Source organism: Massilia sp. BAP21 (assembly GCF_057801335.1).
In genome coordinates this window covers 3,719,196-3,738,735 of sequence record NZ_CM173596.1, presented here as the reverse complement: position 1 = coordinate 3,738,735, position 19,540 = coordinate 3,719,196, and the positions used below count along the sequence as shown (strand labels likewise).

16 protein-coding genes are annotated in these 19,540 nt (G+C 67.3%); 1 reads left to right on the top strand and 15 read right to left on the bottom strand.

The genetic code is table 11. The features are described 5' to 3' along the window. Nucleotides 1-52: 52 nt before the first annotated feature. Nucleotides 53-1,075, bottom strand: a complete 1,023-nt coding sequence (locus tag ACWYRN_RS16490) for a hypothetical protein (RefSeq protein ID WP_488688668.1) — start codon at nucleotides 1,073-1,075, stop codon at nucleotides 53-55. Between the two features lie 54 nt (nucleotides 1,076-1,129). After that, nucleotides 1,130-1,561 (bottom strand): hypothetical protein, encoded by a 432-nt coding sequence (locus ACWYRN_RS16485; protein WP_488688667.1) that lies wholly within the window; start codon nucleotides 1,559-1,561, stop codon nucleotides 1,130-1,132. Between the two features lie 318 nt (nucleotides 1,562-1,879). On the opposite strand from ACWYRN_RS16485, the gene ACWYRN_RS16480 reads away from it, so the two are divergent. Next, a complete protein-coding gene (locus tag ACWYRN_RS16480) occupies nucleotides 1,880-2,173 on the top strand; it encodes a hypothetical protein (RefSeq protein WP_488688666.1) in 294 nt (97 codons plus the stop codon). 86 nt (nucleotides 2,174-2,259) lie between these two features. On the opposite strand, the gene ACWYRN_RS16475 is transcribed toward ACWYRN_RS16480, so the two are convergent. From ACWYRN_RS16475 to ACWYRN_RS16415, 13 genes are all read right to left on the bottom strand, one after another. Continuing rightward, nucleotides 2,260-2,844, bottom strand: a complete 585-nt coding sequence (locus ACWYRN_RS16475; protein ID WP_488688665.1) for an NF038129 family PEP-CTERM protein — start codon at nucleotides 2,842-2,844, stop codon at nucleotides 2,260-2,262. A 17-nt stretch (nucleotides 2,845-2,861) separates the two neighbouring features. Next, on the bottom strand, nucleotides 2,862-5,849 hold the full coding sequence (locus tag ACWYRN_RS16470) for an ExeM/NucH family extracellular endonuclease (RefSeq protein ID WP_488688664.1): 2,988 nt from the start codon (nucleotides 5,847-5,849) through the stop codon (nucleotides 2,862-2,864). A gap of 198 nt (nucleotides 5,850-6,047) precedes the next feature. Further along, on the bottom strand, nucleotides 6,048-7,106 hold the full coding sequence (locus tag ACWYRN_RS16465; protein WP_488688663.1) for a TIGR03790 family protein: 1,059 nt from the start codon (nucleotides 7,104-7,106) through the stop codon (nucleotides 6,048-6,050). A gap of 10 nt (nucleotides 7,107-7,116) precedes the next feature. Then, nucleotides 7,117-7,836, bottom strand: coding sequence for a PEP_CTERM-anchored TLD domain-containing protein (locus ACWYRN_RS16460; protein ID WP_488688662.1), 720 nt, complete (start codon nucleotides 7,834-7,836; stop codon nucleotides 7,117-7,119). A 145-nt stretch (nucleotides 7,837-7,981) separates the two neighbouring features. Further along, complete coding sequence (locus ACWYRN_RS16455; RefSeq protein ID WP_488688661.1) at nucleotides 7,982-9,400, bottom strand: mannose-1-phosphate guanylyltransferase/mannose-6-phosphate isomerase; 1,419 nt, start codon at nucleotides 9,398-9,400, stop codon at nucleotides 7,982-7,984. After that, nucleotides 9,397-10,566: a nucleotidyltransferase family protein gene (locus ACWYRN_RS16450; protein ID WP_488688660.1), complete on the bottom strand. Its 1,170-nt coding sequence runs from the start codon at nucleotides 10,564-10,566 to the stop codon at nucleotides 9,397-9,399. Before ACWYRN_RS16450 ends, ACWYRN_RS16455 begins: the two co-directional genes overlap by 4 nt. A 128-nt stretch (nucleotides 10,567-10,694) precedes the next feature. Further along, nucleotides 10,695-11,699, bottom strand: a complete 1,005-nt coding sequence (galE, locus tag ACWYRN_RS16445) for a UDP-glucose 4-epimerase GalE (protein WP_488688659.1) — start codon at nucleotides 11,697-11,699, stop codon at nucleotides 10,695-10,697. 164 nt (nucleotides 11,700-11,863) lie between these two features. Then, the gene (locus tag ACWYRN_RS16440) at nucleotides 11,864-12,607 is read right to left on the bottom strand and encodes a WecB/TagA/CpsF family glycosyltransferase (RefSeq protein ID WP_488688658.1); all 744 of its coding nucleotides are present in this window, start codon (nucleotides 12,605-12,607) and stop codon (nucleotides 11,864-11,866) included. A 7-nt stretch (nucleotides 12,608-12,614) separates the two neighbouring features. Then, nucleotides 12,615-13,721 carry a non-hydrolyzing UDP-N-acetylglucosamine 2-epimerase gene (gene wecB, locus ACWYRN_RS16435; RefSeq protein WP_488688657.1) on the bottom strand — a complete coding sequence of 369 codons (1,107 nt, stop codon included), beginning with the start codon at nucleotides 13,719-13,721 and terminating at the stop codon, nucleotides 12,615-12,617. An 85-nt stretch (nucleotides 13,722-13,806) separates the two neighbouring features. Continuing rightward, a complete protein-coding gene (locus ACWYRN_RS16430; protein WP_488688656.1) occupies nucleotides 13,807-15,768 on the bottom strand; it encodes a heparinase II/III family protein in 1,962 nt (653 codons plus the stop codon). After that, on the bottom strand, nucleotides 15,765-16,877 hold the full coding sequence (locus ACWYRN_RS16425; protein ID WP_488688655.1) for a glycosyltransferase family 4 protein: 1,113 nt from the start codon (nucleotides 16,875-16,877) through the stop codon (nucleotides 15,765-15,767). The genes ACWYRN_RS16430 and ACWYRN_RS16425 overlap by 4 nt, the downstream gene beginning before the upstream one ends. Nucleotides 16,878-17,004: 127 nt before the next feature. Continuing rightward, nucleotides 17,005-18,288 (bottom strand): phenylacetate--CoA ligase family protein, encoded by a 1,284-nt coding sequence (locus ACWYRN_RS16420; RefSeq protein WP_488688654.1) that lies wholly within the window; start codon nucleotides 18,286-18,288, stop codon nucleotides 17,005-17,007. Continuing rightward, on the bottom strand, nucleotides 18,270-19,535 hold the full coding sequence (locus ACWYRN_RS16415) for a glycosyltransferase (protein ID WP_488688653.1): 1,266 nt from the start codon (nucleotides 19,533-19,535) through the stop codon (nucleotides 18,270-18,272). The genes ACWYRN_RS16420 and ACWYRN_RS16415 overlap by 19 nt, the downstream gene beginning before the upstream one ends. Between the last annotated feature and the right edge of the window lie 5 nt (nucleotides 19,536-19,540).

Here is a 19,540-nt window from a genome sequence, read left to right as displayed (position 1 = left end):
TTCCTGTCACACGCCTGACACTTGCCTGAGGCAGGCAAGCCGGAGAGAAAACTCAGGCCGCCGCTGCCGGGCTCCAGCCGGGCGAATGCGCCTGCCCGAGCAGGGCGCACACCAGTTCCCCCAGGTCCGCGCCCAGGTGCTCGGACGCTGCCGCGCCACCCCCGTCGGCCGCGTTCGCCGCCAGCACGAAACGGCGGAAAGACGCCCAGTCCTTGCCCAGGTAAGCGACCAGGATGCGCGCCAGGTCGTACGAGAGCAGGTTGCCGTCGTCGATGCGCTGGAACGACCACCCCGACCAGAATTCCTGGATCTCGGCCGCGCCCCAGAATGCGCAATGCTTGTCGTGCATGTCACGGGCACTGAAGAGCGCTGGCTGCACCCCGGTCAGGCGCTGCTCGGTGTTCACGGCCAGGCCCTCGTTCAGCCAGAGCGGAATCGGCAGGTGGGCAAGGCAGCCGTGCGTCATTTCGTGGGCGATGACGGGCTCGATCGCGCCCAGGTCGCGCCGCACCGTGACGAAATGGCCGCAGCCGCCGTCGATGTACATGCCGCCGCTGCTGGCGAATTCGCCGCCGTCCGGATAGGCGTGCGAGACATAGCGGTAATAACTGTCCTCGTCGTCGAACACGACCAGGATGTCCTTGCCCTCGGGCGTCACCCGGGCGATGCCGTCGAGCGTGCGGACGACGCGCTTGCGCGTGCGTTCCATGAAGGCCAGCGTGGCATGGGCGACATGCTCTTCCACGGCGGCCAGCAACAGGCAGTTGTCGGACTCCAGCAATTGGAAGCCGGCGCCGAGCGCATCGCGCAGATGCAGCAGCCAGGCGCGCTCGATTGCGCGCCAGGCCGGGGCCTGTTCTTCCTCCGCGAGCGCATCGGCCCAGCCGCCGGCCGCCGCCCAGTCCATGATGGGGTAGCCCTGCTGCAACCGGCAGTGCGCGGCGATGCGAAACGCGGGCGCGGCGCCGCTCGCCACCTCGGAGGGCGCGGCCAGGGCGTGCACGGCCGGCGCCTGTTCCCGTGTCGCAGCGGGGCCGGCGCTCGCGCCGAACAGCTTGCGGATGAGGGTCAGCATGCGGCCTCGCACGGCGGCGCGGCAGGTCCGGGCATGGGGAAGGCGGCCAAACGCTTATTGGGCGGACACGGCGTCGATCAGCTGGCAGGCCCCTGCGCGGCAGGCCGCCGCCGGCGGCGCGATGGCGCGGCAGTCGGACACCATGCCCGAACGCGTATTGCCCGCCTGCTGCTCGCTGCGGTAGCGGTCGGCCAGGGCCTGCAGGTCCGCGCCGGAGGTGGCGGCAGTCGACCAGGCCAGATAACTGGCCGGGCCGCCGCAGGGACGTGCGCCCACGGGCAGGACCTGGCATTGCTGGTCGGAGGTGCAGGCGGCCTTGCCGATGAGTCCGGTGATCTGCGCCAGCGTGTTGGACGGCGGTGCGGAAGCGGCCGGCTGGGCAGCCTGCGGCGTGACCGGAGATGCGGCCGGAGACGCGGCGGGCGCGTCGGCCCGGGTGGTGCAGGCCGCGCAGGCCAGCAATGAAAGAAGAACAAGTTTTCGCATCAGCTCATCATACGCTTGTCGCATGCGTGGTCAAGCCTGTCGGTGTGCCGATCGCGAAGCATTACGGCCCGGCTGCCCTGCCCACCTGCCCGGCATCAGATGTGGCATGAAAGCGACGCAGCGCGATGTGTGATGCTCTGGTGCATCTAATATTTCTTGTAGGATATTTCTCACAATCACCATTCATCTGCGCCTATCTTGATGTCTTTTCGCGTTCATTATCTTTTATCTTCGCTTATTTTTACGAAAATAAATTGATTCACGGAAAAATTAGCGGCTACAATCGTCGCATTCACTGACGAGCCTGCCTCTTCCACCATGACCACCCAACACATCCGCACCCTTCTCGCCGCTTCCCTGTTTGTCGTCTTCCTCAGCGCCTGCGGCGGCGCGGCGACCGGCAGCGCCGGCGCACCGGTCCAGACCGCCGCTGTCACGGTATCCGCCAGCGCTGCCCCTGCCATCGATCTTTCCGTCGATCCGGCCGCCGTCGGCCAGACCCCTGCCCCCGACTGCGCGGCCGACGGCTGCGCGGGCCTGCGCATCATCGACGGCAACGCCGAAGCCTTCCGCATCGACGCCATGCGCCGCGCGGCCCAGGACCAGGGCTGAGTAACGAAACAAGAAAAAGGCCCGCCCAGGCTGAGCCGGGCGGGCCTTTTTTACGCCGGCGCCATGCCGGCAGCGGGCACCAGGACTTAGCGCATGCGGCGCTGGCGCATCGTCCAGCCCAGCAGCATCAGCCCGGCCAGCAGCATGGCCATCGAGGCCGGTTCCGGCACTTCGGCCACGCGGGCCACGCCGTCGGCAGCCGTTACCGTCACGCCGCTGCCCGGCAGCAGGTCGAACTGCACCAGGTTGCCTTCCGCGCCCAGGTAGGTCGTGAAGAACTCGTCGTACAGCGCCACGCCCAGGGTCATGCCCTCGCCTTCGCCCGCGAAGTCGAACATCACGTTGAAGCGGAAGATGCCGCCTAGGGTTACGGTCTGCAGGTAGTCGGTGAAGAAGACCGAGTTGCCGAGGGTAATGCCAGTGTCGCGGTCGCCGCTGGCGTCGCCTTCGAGCTCGAAGATGCCGTAGTTGCCGCTGAAGTTGCTCAGGTAGGCGGTGGCGGCGCCGGCCGATTCCAGGCCACCGAAGAAGAAGTCAAGCTTGCCGGTGCCGCTCAGGCCCTCGGTGTCGATCGTGACTTGGTAGGTCGGGCCGGCCGAGGCGGCGCCGGCGCCGGTCACCAGCATCAGGGCCAGCATGGCGCGGGCGAACAGGTTTTTCAGGTTAAACATGGTTCAGTTCCTTAGTCTTAGAAAGAGCCCGAGAGCAGCTTGGCGTTGTAGCCGATGCCGGCTTTCGACGGATTGGTGAAGGTGGTGGTCACGGTGACCGAGGCGCCCGGCGCCAGCGTGGTGTTCGCCAGCGTCAGGTAAGGCGCGCCGTCGACCATGCCGCTCTTGTTGTCGAGCGTGACGCCGCTTGGCAAGCCCTGCAATACCAGGTGCAGCGGGCCGGTGATCGCCGCGCCGGACGTGTTCTTGACCGTCACGGTGCCGCTGTACTTGCCGCCGACACGGCCCAGGGTGATGCCCGACCTGGTGATCGCCACCGCTGCCGTGACGTCGGCATAGGTCGGCGCCAGGTTCAGGCTGACCACCACCGGGTCGTGGTCCGAGGCGCGGTAGGCGTTCTTCACGTACGGGTCCTCGGCGGTGTCGTTCAGGTTGTAGTCGATCGCTTCCGGCTCGTCGGCGTTGTTGTGCCATTCGGTCACGCCCGCCACTTGCCCCGAGAGACTCGCGCTGGCCAGCGCATGGTCGAGGTAGCCGCTTTCGGCGCCGAACACGTACGAGTAAGGAATGCCCTGCGGACGCACGAAGCGCTCGATCTCGTTGACGTAGCCGGCCGCGTTCAGCAGGCGGATCGGGTCTTCGTGGCCATAGGCGTTCATGTCGCCCACCACCAGGATGTCGGCATCGTTGGCGGCGCCTGCCACCTGCGGCAGGAAGTAGTCGCGCAGGCGCGCGGCCTGTTCGACGCGGGTGGCGTTCCAGCAGCCCTGGCCGTCGCCGCTGTCGGTGTTGCCGGCGCCGCCGCCACAGCTGCCTTTCGACTTCAGGTGGTTCACGACCAGCGAGAACTTGCCGCCGTTCGTGGCCTTGAAGGTTTGCGCCATCGGCGGACGGTTGTTGACGGCGTCGCCATCCGACAGCGCATTGCCCACCAGGCTGACCGCGCCCGGCTTGTAGATCATCGCCACGCGGATCGCGTCGGTGCCGGTGGTGGCCGGCTTCGGCACGACGGCGTAGGTGCCGGCGCCGAGTTTCGCATTCAGCTGCTCCACCAGGTAGGAGGCGGCGGTGTCGCCGTTGTTCTGGATTTCCATCAGGCCGACGACGTCGGCATTGATGGCGCCCAGCGACTCGACGATCTTGTCGCGCTGGCGCACGAACTCGGCGAGGTTGTCGGCGCCGCGGCAGTTCGAGGCGCGCGTGGTGCCGCCGACCGTGCAGCCCTGGCCGCTGCGGCCCCAGGCATCGCCGCCGTTGGTGAAGGTGGTGAAGAAGTTCAGCACGTTGGCGCTGGCGACTTTCACGTTGCCGGCTGCCAGTACCGGCGCCGGGGTGCGCTCGTTGGTGCGCGAGAAGGTCGGGGCCACGGTCGGCTGTAGCTTGAAGGCCGCACCGCCGCCGCCCTGGGCGCCGTAGTCGATCACGCCCGTCAGGTCGGTGACGGTGTCGCCGCTGCGCACGGTACCGTCAGCCGCCAGATAAGGAATCGTGGCTGGCGTCGTGAAGATGTTGTCGTCGAGGACGATCACATTTGCCGCGTTTGCCTGCGCCAGCGCAATCGCTTCAGGCGAACCTGCCGGATAGCGGTTGGTCGGGATTTCGCGGCGGCCGTTCGACAGCACCAGTTCGCCACGGTCGCCCAGGTAGGCGTTGCCGTTCACCGTCAGCGCATTCGTGAAGCGTACCAGCATGCCCTCCACCCGCGCCAGGTCGGTCGGCAGTTCGATGTTGGTCGGGGCGATGCTGTAGCCGGCGCCCAGTTTGGTGGTCGCGGTCAGGTCCTTGAATTCGGTGTAGGAACGCGATGCGCCGCTCGGCGTGTATTCGGTGACGGTGCCGGTGATGCGCACCAGGTCGCCGACGTTCACGCCGGTGTTGCTGCTGAAGACGAAGATACCGTCCGAGGTGGCCGGGTCGCCGTCGCCGTTCTGGTCCTGGATGAAGTAGCCGCTGCCCACTTTATGGGTCACGACGCCCTGCGTGGTCTGCACGGTGTTGTTGTAGGCGCTCTTCGGGTTCGGCCCCTGGATTTGCGGAATGCTCAATTGGCCGGCCACGCTCACGGCGACGTTGCAGCTGGCATCCTGGCCATCGTTGTTGGCGAAGGTGATCGTCAGCGGGTAGTTGCCGGCAGCCAGCGATGGGTCGATGCTGAGGGTGGCATTCGCCGTACCGCCGGCCGCGCCGGCCGGGGTGAAGCCGGTGATGCTGATGCCGGGCACGGCGCCCGAGGCGATGATGGCGCTGTTGACGATGCTGTCGCGGTCGCTGGCAGACAGCGCGGCGCTCGTGCCGCGCCCGAATTCGACTTGCACGCCGGCCGGGCAGCTCAGCACGATCGGGTAGGCAACCGGACCGCCGCCACCGGCGCAGGCGTTCAGCGGCGAGCTGGTACGGCGCGGGCCGACCACCGGCGCGGCGCTGAAGTCGCTGCCATTGTCGTCGGTGTCGAGGCAGCCGAGTTCGCCGCGCTGGATGGCATTCGCGGTCGACGGCGCCGGCGCCACGCTGCCCTCGAAGCGATTCGCAGTACCGAAGCCGACCAGGTCGATCACGGCTTCGCCTTCGGCGGTGGTCATGGCCCGGGCCACGCTGGCCAGCGCCACCTTGCCGCTGGTCGCCGACAGCGCCAGGCCGCCCGTGGCGTCGCCCTGGCCGACGTCGGTGCCGGTGCTGGCGGTTTGTGCGGTAACGAGGTAGTACTGGCCCGGCTGCAGCACCGTGTTGGTCAGGGCAATCGCCTGCCAGGTGCTGCCCGTTGCCGACTGGTATTGCACGCTCCAGCCATTCAGGCTGACCGGTGCGCTGCTGCGGTTGAACAGTTCGACGAAGTCCTTGTTCCAGAGGGCGCCGTTGCTGCCGGCGCCGCCGTAGTACTGGCTGATGACCACATCGGCCGGAGCGGCCAGGGCCGGCGCCGACAGGCCGCTGAGTAATCCTGCCAACGAGGCGGCCAGGACAGTCAACCGGCCGGCTGGGTTATTCCTTGCAACGTGCATTTTCATGGGCATCCTGGGTGTGGTGGAAAAGCAAAGCATTCTTGTCTTTACGGCTAGTCATTTTATTATCAGAAACGATACTAAAACCACAATTTGACAAGATAATGACAAGCAATCTCCACCCTGGTGCGCGGATGAGGTATCCCGACAACAGATGCACGGATTTCGCGCAGCCGCCAGGCCCGCGCGCGCAACAGTGGAGCATCAGCGCCGCCGGTAGGGAGCGGCCAGCGGCTCGCCGATGAACAGGCCCTGGGCCGGCCAGGCCACGCTTTTCCAGTAGGCCTCGATGGCGCTGTCGCCGCGCAGGTAATGGCGTAGCAGCACGGCCGGGTTCGGGAACTTCTGCCAGTGGCTGCAGGGCTCGCTGACGGTGCCGTAGCTGGCGGTGGCGCCGGCCTCCAGCCAGCGCAGGCTGCTCATCTGCCTGTTTCCCAGCAAATCGCCGCCGTAGGATGTCAGGTGGTCGGCCAGGGCGCCGGGCAGGAACCGCAGGGTATCGAGCTTGTCGACGCTGGCCTTGCCCAGCTGGTAGACCATCACGTCCTGCGCGTTTTCCAGCGCCTCGGCCTGGAGGCGCCGGATGTCGAGCTGTTTCGCGCCGATGCGGCCGGCCGGCGGGAAGAAGGCGGCGCGGCTGTTGCGCGCGGCCTCGCCCGTGGTGAGGTAATAGGCGCTCGCCGGCACCGGGCGAAAGCCGCTGGTCACGCCGCGGTCGATCAGCGCCCTGGCCGCCGCCACCGATTCCGTCGGCAGCAGCATGGACAGGCGCATGCCGTGGCCGGTGAATGGACGCTGCCCAGCGGGCGCATTGAACCAGGCGCTGGGCTGGCCGGCGGCGCAGGTATCGCGGCACAGGGCGGCGTCGAAGCCGAGGGTGTAGGCGCCGGTGATGCTGTTGCAGGCCACGGCATACGGCGCGGTCCAGACCATCAGCACGGCCTGGATGCCGGGGCCGAGCTGGCTGTCGATCTCCGCCTTCAGCAGGCGGAAGCGCGCCGGCTCCAGGCTGTGCGGCTTGCCCGGAATGTGCACATGGACCACGTTCTCGGCCGGGATGCCGCGCCGCTCGCGGTAGTAGGCGGCCACGGCAATGCTGGCCGGGTCGGCGTCGTTCACCACGATGGCCAGCTGCGCCGGCCCGAGCGCGCCGCTGTCCATCACAGAACCATGCGCAGATACCTGCGCAGGTATCTGCGCCAACGCGGCGCCATGCAGGGCCAGGAAAAGCAGGAGCAGCGCCGCGCGCAGGAGCCGGGCCATGGGCCGGCCGTCAGGCGAAACGCGTCCGGGTCCGCCGGCGCGCACCCAGCCCCAGCCCAAGCAGGCCCAGGCCCGCCGCCAGCATGGCCGCCTGCGCCGGTTCGGGGATCGGCGACACCGCGTAGATCTCGAGCGCGTCGATGCGCAGGAACCGGCCGCCGACGCTGCCGTCGACGATGCTCTGCCCCTCCCCGTCCGGATCACCGTAGCTCAGGCGCCAGGAAAAGGCGGTGTCGAGCCGGTCATTGACGAACAAATCGGCGCCGGCGCCGAAGGTCGGTCCCTGGTCGGGCGTATTGAAGGTCTGGAAGGAACCCTGGCTGGGCAGCTCGAAGCTCGTGGGTACCTGGCGGTAGACGGCCGGCTCGGTGAAGTTGAAGAGGAAGGCGGTGCGCTGGAAGTCGCGCGGGGTGATGTTCCAGCCGCCGTCGCGTTCCCAGCTCTGCGGGTTGTAGCCGCCGACCAGCCAGCTGTTGTCTTGCGGGTCGCTTACCCGCAGCAGGGTAAAGGTGTCGCCGCGGCCGTCGGCGGCGGCGTGGAAGTCGAGCGAATCGTCGCCCGGCTGGCGCGTGTAGAGATTCGAAAAGACCTGGTCGCCGGCGCCGAGCCAGCGTTCGAGCTGGCCTTCGAGCAGGGGATCGAGTGGCGGTGCGCCGGTTTGCGCGGCGGCCTGCGGCGCCGCCGAGGACAAGGCCAGCGCGAGCGCGCCGGCGGCGAAAAGCGTCTTCATGATCACTCCCAAGAGGATGCACTGACCGGGGCATTGTATGCCTGACCGTGGGAGGGTCTCACACTGTTGACTTAAGGATGTTGCGCTGTACGCCAAACATGAAAAACGGGCCTCTCGGCCCGTTCCTGTTCTACAAAAACCGCCCTTACGAACGCTTGTAGATATCTTCGAAGCGGACGATGTCGTCCTCGCCGAGATAACTGCCCGACTGCACCTCGATGATGTGCAGCGGCAGCTTGCCCGGGTTTTCCAGGCGGTGGTTCATGCCGATCGGGATATAGGTCGATTCGTTTTCCGACAGCAGGCTGACCTTGTCGCCGCAGGTGACGCGCGCGGTGCCCGACACGACCACCCAGTGCTCGGCGCGGTGGTGGTGCATCTGCAGCGACAGCTTCTCGCCCGGCTTGACGGTGATGCGCTTGACCTGGAAACGGTCGCCGGCATCGATGCCCTCGTAGTGGCCCCATGGGCGGTAGACGCGGGTGTGATGCAGGTGCTCGGTGCGCTCCTTCGACTTCAGGTGGTCGACCACCTGCTTGACGCGCTGGACCTGGTCCTTGTGCGCGACCAGCACCGCGTCTTCGGTCTCGACGACCACGATGTCCTCGACACCGACCACGGCCACGATGCGGCTTTCGGCGCGCACCAGGGAGTTCTTCACACCGTCGAGGTAGACGTCGCCGCGCTGGGCGTTGCCGTTCTCGTCGTGCGGCTGCACTTCCCACAGGGCCGACCAGGAACCGACGTCGCTCCAGCCGATGTCGGCCGGCACCACGACGGCGTCCTGGGTGTGTTCCATGACGGCGTAGTCGATCGAATCCGACGGGCAAGCCGTGAAGGCGGCATCGTCGAGGCGGCAGAAATCGAGGTCGCGGTAACCGTTGTTCACCGCCTTGTCGGCGGCGTCGGCGATTTCCGGCGCGAATTTCGCCAGCTCGGACAGATAGCGCTCGGCGGCGAACATGAACATGCCGCTGTTCCAGTAGTAGCCGCCGTCGGCCAGGAAGGCCTGGGCCGTGGCCAGGTCCGGTTTCTCGACGAAGCGTTCGACCGCGTAGCAATCGGCGCAGTTGGCCAGCGCGGCGCCGCGGCGGATGTAGCCGTAGCCGGTTTCAGGCGACTTCGGCACGATGCCGAAGGTGGCCAGGCCGCCGCCCTGCACCATGCTGGCGGCGCGCAGCACGGCGTCCTTGAAGGCTTCGCGGTCGGTGATCACGTGGTCGGCCGGCAGCACCAGCATGACCGCTTCCGGATCGACGGATTTCAGGAAATGCGCTGCGGCGGCGACGGCCGGCGCGGTGTTGCGGCCGACCGGCTCGAGCAGGATCCCCAGCGGCGTGATGCCGGCCGCGCGCAGCTGTTCGGCCACCATGAAGCGGTGGTCGTTGCCACACACGACGAGCGGCGCCATCAGCCCAGGCAAGCCGGAAACGCGCAACGCGGTTTCCTGCAGCATGGTCTTGTCCGCAACCAACGGCAACAGCTGCTTGGGCAGCACGGCGCGCGACAAGGGCCACAGACGGGTACCGGCGCCGCCGGAGAGGATCACTGGGTAAATCTTCATGCGTTCGCTTTCTCTAGGTTATTACTTTTCTGACTCGCGATTTCCTTGCGGCTGCTGCGCCGGCGGTCACGCGCATTCAGCCATTCTTCGGAACCGTACTCCGACGCGTGCTTCATTTCTCCGGCACGGTCGACACTATATTCCTTAAAGACTATCATTTCATGCAAGGTTACATCATGCAACACGCGAGTATATTCAAACAACACACTTCGCACAATCTCCGCGCCTTCGCAGATGTGGCTGCCATGCCCGATCCAGGTCGGACCCACGATGTGGGCGCCCGCTTCGATGCGCACGCCCGAGCCGATATACACCGGGCCCTCGATTTTCGTGCCGCCGCTCCAGTCGATGCTGGTGTTCAAACCGGTCCAGATGCCCGGCTCGATCTGGATGCCAGGCACGTCCATGTGGTTCACTTCGCCGGTCAGTACGGCCTGCAGCACTTCCCAGTAGTCGCTCATGGTGCCGATGTCGAGCCAGTTGAACGGGCGCGTCTGGGCATAGAACGGCAGGCCGCGCTCGGCCAGCAGCGGGAACAGCTCGGAGCCGATGTCGAACGATACGCCCGGCGGGATCAGGTCGATCACTTCCGGCTCGAAGATGTAGATGCCGGTGCTGATGTAGTTCGACAGCGCTTCTTCCTGGCTCGGCTTTTCCTGGAACTGCTTGATACGCCCTTCTTCGTCGGTGACGACCACGCCGTACGACGAGACCTTGTCCCACGGGACTTCCTTGGTGATGACCGAGGCCATCGCGCCCTTGCGGCGGTGTTCCAGCAGGGCCGCCTTCAGGTCGAGGTCGATCAGGGCGTCGCCGCACAGCACGATGGTGGTGTCGTCGAAGAAGCCGCCGAATTCCTGGATCTTCTTCATGCCGCCGGCCGAGCCGATCGGCTCGGGCACGATCGTGCCGTCGTCGGTCATGTAGCCTTCGAAGGAATAGCCGATCTGCACGCCGAACTGCTCGCCTTCGCCGAAATACTCTTCGATCTTTTCGTGCAGCCAGCTGACGTTGACCATGATCTCGGTGATGCCGTGCTTCTTCAGGTGCTCGACCAGGTAAGCCATGACGGGCTTGCCGAGCAGCGGAATCATCGGTTTCGGAAGATCGTAGGTGAGCGGGCGTACGCGGGTGCCCTTGCCTGCCGCGAGAATCATTGCTTTCATTGAAGCTTCCTCATTCTATGGGGTGTTGAGCAATCGGACTGTCAAACTTTGTCTGGATTCTTTTACCGTTTGTCGTCCGACTGCATGGGTTTTCCGTGGTCTGGTGCTTGAAGACTATCTGGAAGGCGTCATGCCTTGCCGTTGACGGTCTGGTAATGCCAGGTGTCGGTGCACATCTGGGCAACGTCGCGGGTGGCTACCCAGCCGAGCTCGTCGCGTGCGCGCGCCGGGTCGGCATAGCACTTCGCGATGTCGCCCGGGCGGCGGTCGACGATCTGGTAGGGAATCGGACGGCCGCAGGCCTTCTCGAAAGCGGCCACCATTTCCAGCACGCTGTTGCCGCGGCCGGTGCCGAGGTTATAGGTGAGCAGGCCCGGCGCCTTGGCCAGCTTTTCCAGGGTCTTCACGTGGCCGATCGACAAATCGACTACGTGGATGTAGTCGCGCATGCCGGTGCCGTCTGGGGTCGGGTAGTCGCCGCCGTAGACCGACAGCTTTTCGCGCTGGCCGGTGGCCACCTGGGCGATGTAGGGCACCAGGTTGTTCGGGATGCCGGAAGGCTCTTCGCCGATCAGGCCGCTTTCATGGGCGCCGACCGGGTTGAAGTAGCGCAGCAGCGCGATATGCCAGTCCGGCTCGGCCTTGATCAGGTCGCGCAGGATGTCTTCGATCATCAGCTTGCTGCGGCCGTAGGGATTGGTGGCCGAGAGCGGGAAGTCTTCCAGGATCGGCACCGAGGCCGGGTCGCCGTAGACGGTCGCCGAGCTGGAAAACACCAGGGTCTTGACGCCGAACTTGGCCATGGTTTCGAACAGCACCACGCTGCCCGAGACATTGTTGTCGTAGTAGCGCAGCGGCTGCGCCACCGATTCGCCGACGGCTTTCAGGCCGGCGAAGTGGACCACGGCGTCGACCTTGTGGGCGGCAAACACCGCTTCCATGGCCGCGCGGTCGCGGATGTCGGCTTCGACCAGCTCGAAAGGCTTGCCGGTGATCTTTTGCACACGCTCTTGCACCGAGCGCTGGGCATTCGAGAGATTGTCGACCACGACCACGTCGTACCCGGCATGTTGCAACTCGACGACGGTGTGGGAACCGATGTAGCCCACGCCGCCCGTAACCAGAATCTTCATTGTCGTCACTCTCTGTGTGTACTTTGATGCACTGTCGATACGCGCCTGTTTCGGCGCTCCAGGACGGCGCGATGCCGTCCCCCCTCGTTCTTTCGGCAGCGGCTTTCTGTGGCCGCCTTCCCCTATCGTTCACTTTCCCTTGCGCGCACTTACCACACCTTGCGTCACACCTTGCGTCCGGCCGCTTCCTTGATGAACAGCCAGATGAACGCCATGTCGTCGATAAAGTAACGGCGGAACATGCGGCGCGGCTCCTGCAGGAATCGGTAGAACCACTCCAGGCCGGCCCGCCGCATCCAGCGCGGCGCGCGCCTTACCCGCCCGATCGCCACGTCGAAGGTGCCGCCCACGCCCATGGCGAACGGAATCCGCATCTCGGCCTGCCAGCGGCCGAGGAATTGCTCTTTCTTGGGCGAGCTGATCGCCACGAACAGCAGGTCGGCGCTGCTGGCGCGCACCTGCGCGGCCACATGCGCCTCCTCGTCGACCGTCCAGTAACCGTTGCGCCAGCCGGCGATCGCCAGGTCGGGATAACGGCGGCGGTAGGTATCGGCCACGGCCGCCACCACTTCCTCGCACGCGCCGAGCAGGAACACCCGCCAGCCCTTTTCGCCGGCGCGCCGCATCAGCGCCTCGAACAAATCGATGCCCGCCACCCGCTCCTTCAGCGGCTTACCCAGCAGGCGCGCCGCCCACACCACCGGCATGCCGTCGGCATTCACCAGCGCGCACTCGTTGATGATGCGGCGCAGGTCAGGATCGCGGCTGGCTTTCACCAGCTTGTCGACATTCACCACCACGTGCTGATGGGGCTGGCCGGAGCGGATGAATTCCTCGATGCGCACGAGGGTTTCCTCCATCGACAAATTGTCGATCCTGCAGCCCATCATCGTGATGGCGGATGTCATTGCCGTCTTATCCCAGTTCGCCTGCGAGAATGGCGACGATGCGTTCGGCGGCCTTGCCGTCCCACAGCTGCGGGCGGCGGCCCTGCTTGCCTTCGCCGCGCAAGACCTTGCGCGCTTCCAGCAGGATCTTTTCCGGGTTGGTGCCGGCCAGCACGTTCGAGCCTTCGTCCACCGTCACCGGGCGCTCGGTGTTGTCGCGGATGGTCACGCAGGGCACGCCCAGGGCCGTGGTTTCTTCCTGCAGGCCGCCGGAGTCGGTGAGGACCACGGCCGCGTCTTTCCAGAGGTTCAGGAAGGCCATGTAAGCTTGCGGGCCGGCCAGGGTGATGTTCGGGCCGAGGTCGATGCCGAACTTCTCGATGTTCGCGCGGGTGCGCGGGTGCACCGGGAAGATCAGCGGCAGCTCCTGCGCGATTTCCTTCAACGCGCCGGCGATGCGGGCAAAGGTGTCCGGCTCGTCGACGTTGCTCGGGCGGTGCATGGTGACCACGCCGTAGCGGCCGCCGTTTTCCTGGCTTGCTGCCTTGAAGGCGGCGGTCTCGAAGCCCGAGGTGTCGGCGCGGGTGAGCTTGTCGGCCTGGTACAGCACGTTGTCGACCATCACGTGGCCGACGTAGTGTACGGCGGACTCCGCCTTGCCTTCGCGGCGCAGGTGCTCGACGGCGGCCGGCTCGGTGGCAAAGAACCAGTCCGAGATGCTGTCGGTGACGAGGCGGTTGATTTCCTCCGGCATCGACATGTCGCCGCTGCGCAGGCCGGCCTCGACGTGGGCCACCGGGATGTTCAGTTTCTTGGCGACGATCGAGCAGGCCAGCGTGGAATTCACGTCGCCCACCACCAGCACGGCGGCGGGGCGCTCGGCCACGCAGAGCTCCTCGAAGCCGACCATGATCTTCGCCGTCTGCTGGGCGTGGCTGCCGCCACCGGCGGCCATGAACACGTCGGGCTGGGGAATGCCGAGTTCCTCGAAGAAGACGTCGTTCATCTCGCGGTCATAGTGCTGGCCGGTGTGGATGATCTTGAACGCCAGCTTGTCCTGCGCCTGCAATGCGCGCACGATCGGCGCGATTTTCATGAAGTTCGGGCGTGCGCCCGCGACCAGGTAAATAAGCATGTTTGGACGATCCTGCACTGTAGTAATTATAAAAACTGTATCGATGAGAACGTGAGCGTGTGAAACTTAACAGGGTTGAAACTAGTTAGAAAAACGTTATTGTAAACCTGCACTCGACAGGAACGGCGGACGATACGGTGCTGATGCGCAGCACGTCGCACGGTTCTTTCGATTCGTAGCAGCGCGAATACCAGCCCAGCGGCGGATTTTCGGCGCCGCGCACCAGTTCCAGCTTCAGATCGGCGCCGCTGGCCTGCATCTGCAGCGCGAAGCGCTTGCCGCGCACGTGCAGGCCGGTGCTGGTCAGGCGCACGTTCAGTTCCGGCGCGAAATGCCAGAACAGCTCCAGCGGATGCGGCCGCTTGCCTGCCACCTCGTCGCGTACCGTGAGCGTGGAGCTGGCGGCGTCGAACCGCACGCTGCGCACGTGGCGCACCGGGTCCGCCAGGCGCGCGTAGCCATCGTGCGAGCCGCGGAAATCGAATTCGTGGGGCGAGGTCGGCATGCGCTCGATGCTGGCGCGCGCTTTTTTCAGCCACAGGAAGCGCCCGCCCGAGACCGACTGGTCGCGGTTGTCGATGCGCACCGTGTTGTGGGCCGAGGTGCCGCGGAAGTAGTCGCGCCACTTCTGGTCTTGCCAGTAGGAATAGGTGCCGGGATCGACCAGCACCTCTTCGCCTGCCACCGACAGCGTCATCGACAGGGCGTCGGCGTGGCCGTGGGCGGCGATGCCGAGGTAGCCGAGCGGGCCGCAGTCGAGCATGCCCTTGATTTCGTCGGGCGCGCCGAAGTGCGAGCCGAACAGGAAGTAGCCGCCGTCGGGGAAGGCCCAGCCGGTGTCGGGCTCGTGGGCGTCGGCGTCGGGCCGACGCCCGGGCAGCGCGTGCAGCAGCCAGCGCACGCCGGGGTGCTTGTCGGGGGCGGCGCCGAACACGGTGTCGCCCAGCGCCAGCAGTTGCGCGGCGCGGTCGCTGCCGGCGGCGTCGAGGCGGAACACGATGCCATCGTCGGCGTCGCCCACCATCGGCACGTGGCCGCCGACGTCGCGCACCGAGCGCAGGAAGCGCAGCGCGCGCTGCAGCACGCCCCAGTAGTTGCGCGAGAACGGCACGCCGGTTGCCTGCCCTACCAGGCCGGCCACGAACAGGAACTCGGCCGAGAACACGTGGTAGGCAAAGGCCTGTTCCTTGTTGACGCCGTCGAGGGAATATTGCAGGCGCGCTTGCTGCTCGAGCTCGCGCCGCGCCTGCTCCATCCAGGCGCCGGATTCTTTCCAGCAAGGCCAGACCGAGGCGCCGACGAACAGGCCGGTCAGTTCGCCGATCAGGTGGTTGTTGGCCGAGGAGTGGCGCGACAAATTGCGCGCGATCGTGCGGCAATGGGCGTGGATGCTGTCGAGCCAGTCGGCGCGCAGGCGCCCGCCGGATTCGCCGGCGAACAGGCTGCTGGACTCGCCACCCACCAGTTGCCACAGCAAGGCCCAGTTAACCAGGCGGATGCCCATTTCGAGCGGGCTGGTCCAGTTGGGGCCGGTGAGCGGCGGGCACTGGTCGAGCCAGCTGCGCAGCTGCTGCTCGAGCGCGTGCAGCCAGCGCACCTCGCCCGACACGCTCCAGGCCTGGGCCAGGCGCACCAGGTGCAGGTGGCGGTTCAGTTCCCAGACGTGCTTGATGTCGCCGACCAGTTCCTGCCTGTCGATGGCGATGTCGCCCGAGAATACCGAAGGGCCGGTGATGCCGCTGTCGGGGTCGCGGTTCCAGACGGTGGGCACGCCGACGTCGAAGCTGCGGTCGGCGAACAGCACCACGTGGCCGGCGCAGACGCGGTCGGCTTCGGCCAGCAGGGCCTCGATCTGGACCGGGTCGAGCGCCGGGGCGCCGTGGACATCGAAGGTGCGGGCGCGCGGCAGGGGCGCGGGCGCGGCCCGGTGGGCGGCGCCCCGGCTCATCCTTGTGCGCGCTGCCTGGCGCACCCGGTAGCCGATCTCGGCCACCGACATGCAGCGCAAACGGTTGACCAGCCAAACCATGCGTACTGTTGCGTTCATCGCGTCCCCGCCAAATCGTTGTAGATCGCGGCCAGGCGGCCGCAGACTGCCTGTGTCGAATACTGCGCTTCGACCGTCTTGCGCGCGCTGGCGCCGAGCCGGCTGCGCAGGCCCTCGTCCTCGAGCAGGCGCGCCAGGGCGCGCGCCAGGGCGGCGCCGTCGTGCGGCGGCACCAGCAGGCCATTCTCGCCGTCGCGCACCAGTTCCGGGATGCTGCCCACGCTGCTGGCCACCACCGCCTTGCCGGCCGCCATCGCTTCCAGCACCGCCATCGGCAAGCCCTCGGCATGCGAAGGCAGGCAGAACACGCTGGCGCGCGCCAGTTCGGCGTCGCGCGCGGCGGCGTCCAGCCAGCCGGGCAAGTCGATGCGCGCGCCGATGCCGCGCCGCTCGGCGCCGCGCCGGAAGCCTTCCAGGTCGCCGCTGCCGCCCATCACCAAGCGCAGCTGCGGAAAGTGCGGCGCCAGGTGCGCAACGGCGTCCAGCAGTTCGGCCGTGCCCTTGGCGGCTTCGAGCCGGCCGAGGAAGAGGATGCGGCCCGGGACGGCGGCGTCCGAATCTGCCGGGCCCGCCAGGCTTGCCGGGGCGGCGCTGGCGCGTGCCGGAGGCAGGGACACCGCGTTCGGCACCACAGCCACGCGCGCCTTCGGGGCGAAGCCTGCGAGAAAGGCGGCCCAGCTGTCGGACAGGGCGATGACGAGCGAGCTGCGTTCGAGGGTATGGCGGATCCAGCGCCGCATCAGGGCGCCCGAGCGCTCCAGTGCGTATTCGCGGAAGGCGCCGCCATGCAGGTGGAAAATGGTCTTGCAGCCGCTGGCGCGCGCCAGCAGCAGCACCAGCGACTTGCGCACGAAACTGGCTCCCGAGGAAGCATGGGCGTGGACGATGGCCGGGCGCCACAGCAGGCAGGCCGCCAGCGTCGCCCCGAGGCCGGCGCCGGCTTGGCACAGCTTGGCCAGCGCGCCGCCCTCGCGGTGGGTGCTGACGTAGCGCACCGCCTCGCGTTCGAACAGGCCGCCGGCGCGCAGCACCGACAATACCGCTGCCACCCCACCCCGCCCGTCGAGGGCCGTGCCGACCATCAGGATGCGCGGCGCGCGCGCTTTCATGCGCAGGCTCCGGCAGGCGTTGGCAGCAATCTGGTGCGAAGGAAGTGGTTCACGTTTCTTAATAAAGGTACAATATTTCGATCATACATCAAGAATTTCCCCTCCCGCGCACGGTTCGCCGCAGAATTCATATTTCAAACGCAATAAATTCATACTTGCCGTTCGGCCCGCGCGCAATTGCCGCAACCCGCTCCACGACCGCCTCCACGCCGGGTACACGCAGGAGAAACTTGTCCAGCAGGGCCGCTTCGTCTGCCGCGCCGAAGGCCTCGGTGGCGACCACGCGCAGCACGAACCGGGCGTCGCCGCGATACAACACCTGACCTTCGAGCAGGCCGCGTTCATGGCCCTGGAACACGCGGTCGAGACGGGCGATGACCCGGCCGTCGGGCAGGTTCACGATACGTTCCTGGCGCCCGATCACGGCTTTCACGGTGGGGAAGACCCGGCCGCAGGCGCAGGGCCGGCCGTTGCCGGGCACGACACGGTCGCCGGTGCGGTAGCGCACCAGGGGCATGGCCGCGTTGTTCAGCGTGGTGCCGACCAGTTCGCAGCTACCGTCCTCGCCTTCCAGCAACTCGACGGCCCCGTAGTCAGTAAGCACGTGGTAGTTGCCGCGCTCGCAGCTGCCGATCGCCGCCACCCGTTCGGCCTGGCCATACCAGTCGAAGACGGGCACGCCGAAGGCGGTTTCCACGGACGCGCGCACTTCCGGCTCCAGGGTTTCCGACGACGTCAGCACGCCGCGCAGGGCCCGGCCCCGGTAGCGCTGCCCGGCCGCGTTCAGCCAGGCAGCGAGGGCGCCGACCGAGGACGGGTAGGCGTGGATGACCACCGGGTCGTGCCGCTCGAGCGCGCCGACATAGGCACCGATGGTGGCGTTCGACAAATGGTAGGACGACATCATGAGCATCTTGCCGAACCAGTCCTGGCACCAGTAGCGCCCGTCGGGCGGCTGCGGCGGGCAGACGATCTCGCCGCGGATCCAGGCACGCCGCTGTCCGTGGCGCCAGCCGATCCAGGCCAGCTGGCGCTGGATGAAGCCTTCCTCGCGGATCACGGCGCCCAGGGTCTGCACCAGCGCCAGCGGGCTGCCCGAGGTGCCACTGGTGCGGATCGTGCTGCGCAGCAGCGTGCCCAGGCTGCGCGCGCGCAGGAAGCGCTCCGGGTGGCGCCGCAGCTCGCTCTTGTCCAGCAGCGCCGCGCCGGGGCCGAGGCGGCGCAGGCGGGTGCCGTCCGGCTCCACGGGCACGCCGATGCGGCGCGCGCGGCACGCGATCGCGGCGTTCAGTAGCGCCGCCGAGCGTTCCACGGCGGCCAGGCGCGGATACACCAGGTAGCGGCCCCAGAAGCCGCGCAGCAGCTCGCGCACCAGCGAGCGCAGCGTGAACTTCAGCGAGTAGGTCCACATGGCGGGCAGATGGCGCTGTAGGCCTGCGCGACCTTGCGGCCGAGGATCGCGTAGCTGCGGTGTGCGCGCACCCAGGGCGGCCCGCGCGCGGCCAGCGCGGCCGCCAGCGCGCGGTCGTCCAGCAGGCGCAGCGTGGCCTCGGCAAAGGCCCCGGCCTGCATCTGCACGCACAGCCCGGCCCCGCTTTCCCCGAGGACCAGGGCCTGGTCGGGAATGTCGTTGGCCACGCTCGGGATGCCCAGTGCCAGGTACTCGACCAGCTTGGTGGGAGACGACACGTCGAACAGCACCCCGCGCGGGATCGGCGACAGCCCGACTTCGGCGCGCACAACATAGCCGAGCGCCTCGCGCTGGGGCAGCCAGCCGGTGAGCAGCACGTGTTCGCCGAGCTTCAGGCTGGCGATCTCGCGCCGCATCCAGGCCATTTCGTCGGGCGAGGGGGCGTCGCCGGCGATCACCAGCAACACATCCGGCAGGCGCGCGCGCAGCAACAGCGCAACGTCGAGCAGGAAGCCGGACTGGCGCGATTGCGCCACGCTGCCCAGGTAGACGACCACGCGCCGCCCGTCCAGGTGCGGGTCGGTACTGGGGACGATGGCGCTGCGTGCGAACACGGCGCTGTCCACCCCCATCGGCACCGCCGTCATGCGCCCTGGAGCGATGCCGCGCCCGGCCAGCCAGGCGCGCATCGCCTCGCTCTGCACGAACACGTGGTCGGCGTGCGGCAGCACCAGGCGGTACAGCAGCAGGCGCGAGGCCTGCGCCCGCAGCGCGTGCGCCAGCCACAGCGCTCCCCTGCCCCGCTTGCCGATGGCGTCGCGCCGCACCTCGAAGCCTTCGACGATCGGAAACGACATCCAGTAGACAAAAGGCACGCCCAGCAGGCGCGCGGCCAGCCAGGCCACGAAGGCGCTGGCGATCTTGTCGCGCACCTGGACGCAGTCCGGTCGCACGCGGCGCCAGGCGCGCAGCAGGCCGAGCACGTCCCAGAACGGAGAGAATACGGCGGCGAAACGGCTGCCCAGGCGGCCGACCACCTGCATGCCGCCCCGGTCCCGCTGCCCGGTGCTGCCGGTGCCATCCGAGTCATCGGGGCCGTCGGCGGCATCGGGGCCGGCCTGCCCGACGAATTCGGCATGCACGCCATGGCGCGGCAATTCGGCGCCGAACAAGGTCAGCACGTCGGCCCGGCGCGGCGGCAAGGGGTCGCGGACGATGTAGGCAATCGATAGCGGACTGGAGCGCATGTCGG

Bases quoted from the DNA above. Each gene is read 5' to 3' on its own strand.
- ACWYRN_RS16475 (WP_488688665.1), bottom strand. From the start codon at position 2,844: ATGTTTAACCTGAAAAACCTGTTCGCCCGCGCCATGCTGGCCCTGATG.
- ACWYRN_RS16420 (WP_488688654.1), bottom strand. From the start codon at position 18,288: ATGTGGACCTACTCGCTGAAGTTCACGCTGCGCTCGCTGGTGCGCGAG.
- ACWYRN_RS16490 (WP_488688668.1), bottom strand. From the start codon at position 1,075: ATGCTGACCCTCATCCGCAAGCTGTTCGGCGCGAGCGCCGGCCCCGCT.
- ACWYRN_RS16485 (WP_488688667.1), bottom strand. From the start codon at position 1,561: ATGCGAAAACTTGTTCTTCTTTCATTGCTGGCCTGCGCGGCCTGCACC.
- ACWYRN_RS16480 (WP_488688666.1), top strand. From the start codon at position 1,880: ATGACCACCCAACACATCCGCACCCTTCTCGCCGCTTCCCTGTTTGTC.
- ACWYRN_RS16470 (WP_488688664.1), bottom strand. From the start codon at position 5,849: ATGAAAATGCACGTTGCAAGGAATAACCCAGCCGGCCGGTTGACTGTC.
- wecB (WP_488688657.1), bottom strand. From the start codon at position 13,721: ATGCTTATTTACCTGGTCGCGGGCGCACGCCCGAACTTCATGAAAATC.
- ACWYRN_RS16460 (WP_488688662.1), bottom strand. From the start codon at position 7,836: ATGAAGACGCTTTTCGCCGCCGGCGCGCTCGCGCTGGCCTTGTCCTCG.
- ACWYRN_RS16450 (WP_488688660.1), bottom strand. From the start codon at position 10,566: ATGAAAGCAATGATTCTCGCGGCAGGCAAGGGCACCCGCGTACGCCCG.
- galE (WP_488688659.1), bottom strand. From the start codon at position 11,699: ATGAAGATTCTGGTTACGGGCGGCGTGGGCTACATCGGTTCCCACACC.
- ACWYRN_RS16440 (WP_488688658.1), bottom strand. From the start codon at position 12,607: ATGACATCCGCCATCACGATGATGGGCTGCAGGATCGACAATTTGTCG.
- ACWYRN_RS16455 (WP_488688661.1), bottom strand. From the start codon at position 9,400: ATGAAGATTTACCCAGTGATCCTCTCCGGCGGCGCCGGTACCCGTCTG.
- ACWYRN_RS16415 (WP_488688653.1), bottom strand. From the start codon at position 19,535: ATGCGCTCCAGTCCGCTATCGATTGCCTACATCGTCCGCGACCCCTTG.
- ACWYRN_RS16465 (WP_488688663.1), bottom strand. From the start codon at position 7,106: ATGGCCCGGCTCCTGCGCGCGGCGCTGCTCCTGCTTTTCCTGGCCCTG.
- ACWYRN_RS16425 (WP_488688655.1), bottom strand. From the start codon at position 16,877: ATGAAAGCGCGCGCGCCGCGCATCCTGATGGTCGGCACGGCCCTCGAC.
- ACWYRN_RS16430 (WP_488688656.1), bottom strand. From the start codon at position 15,768: ATGAACGCAACAGTACGCATGGTTTGGCTGGTCAACCGTTTGCGCTGC.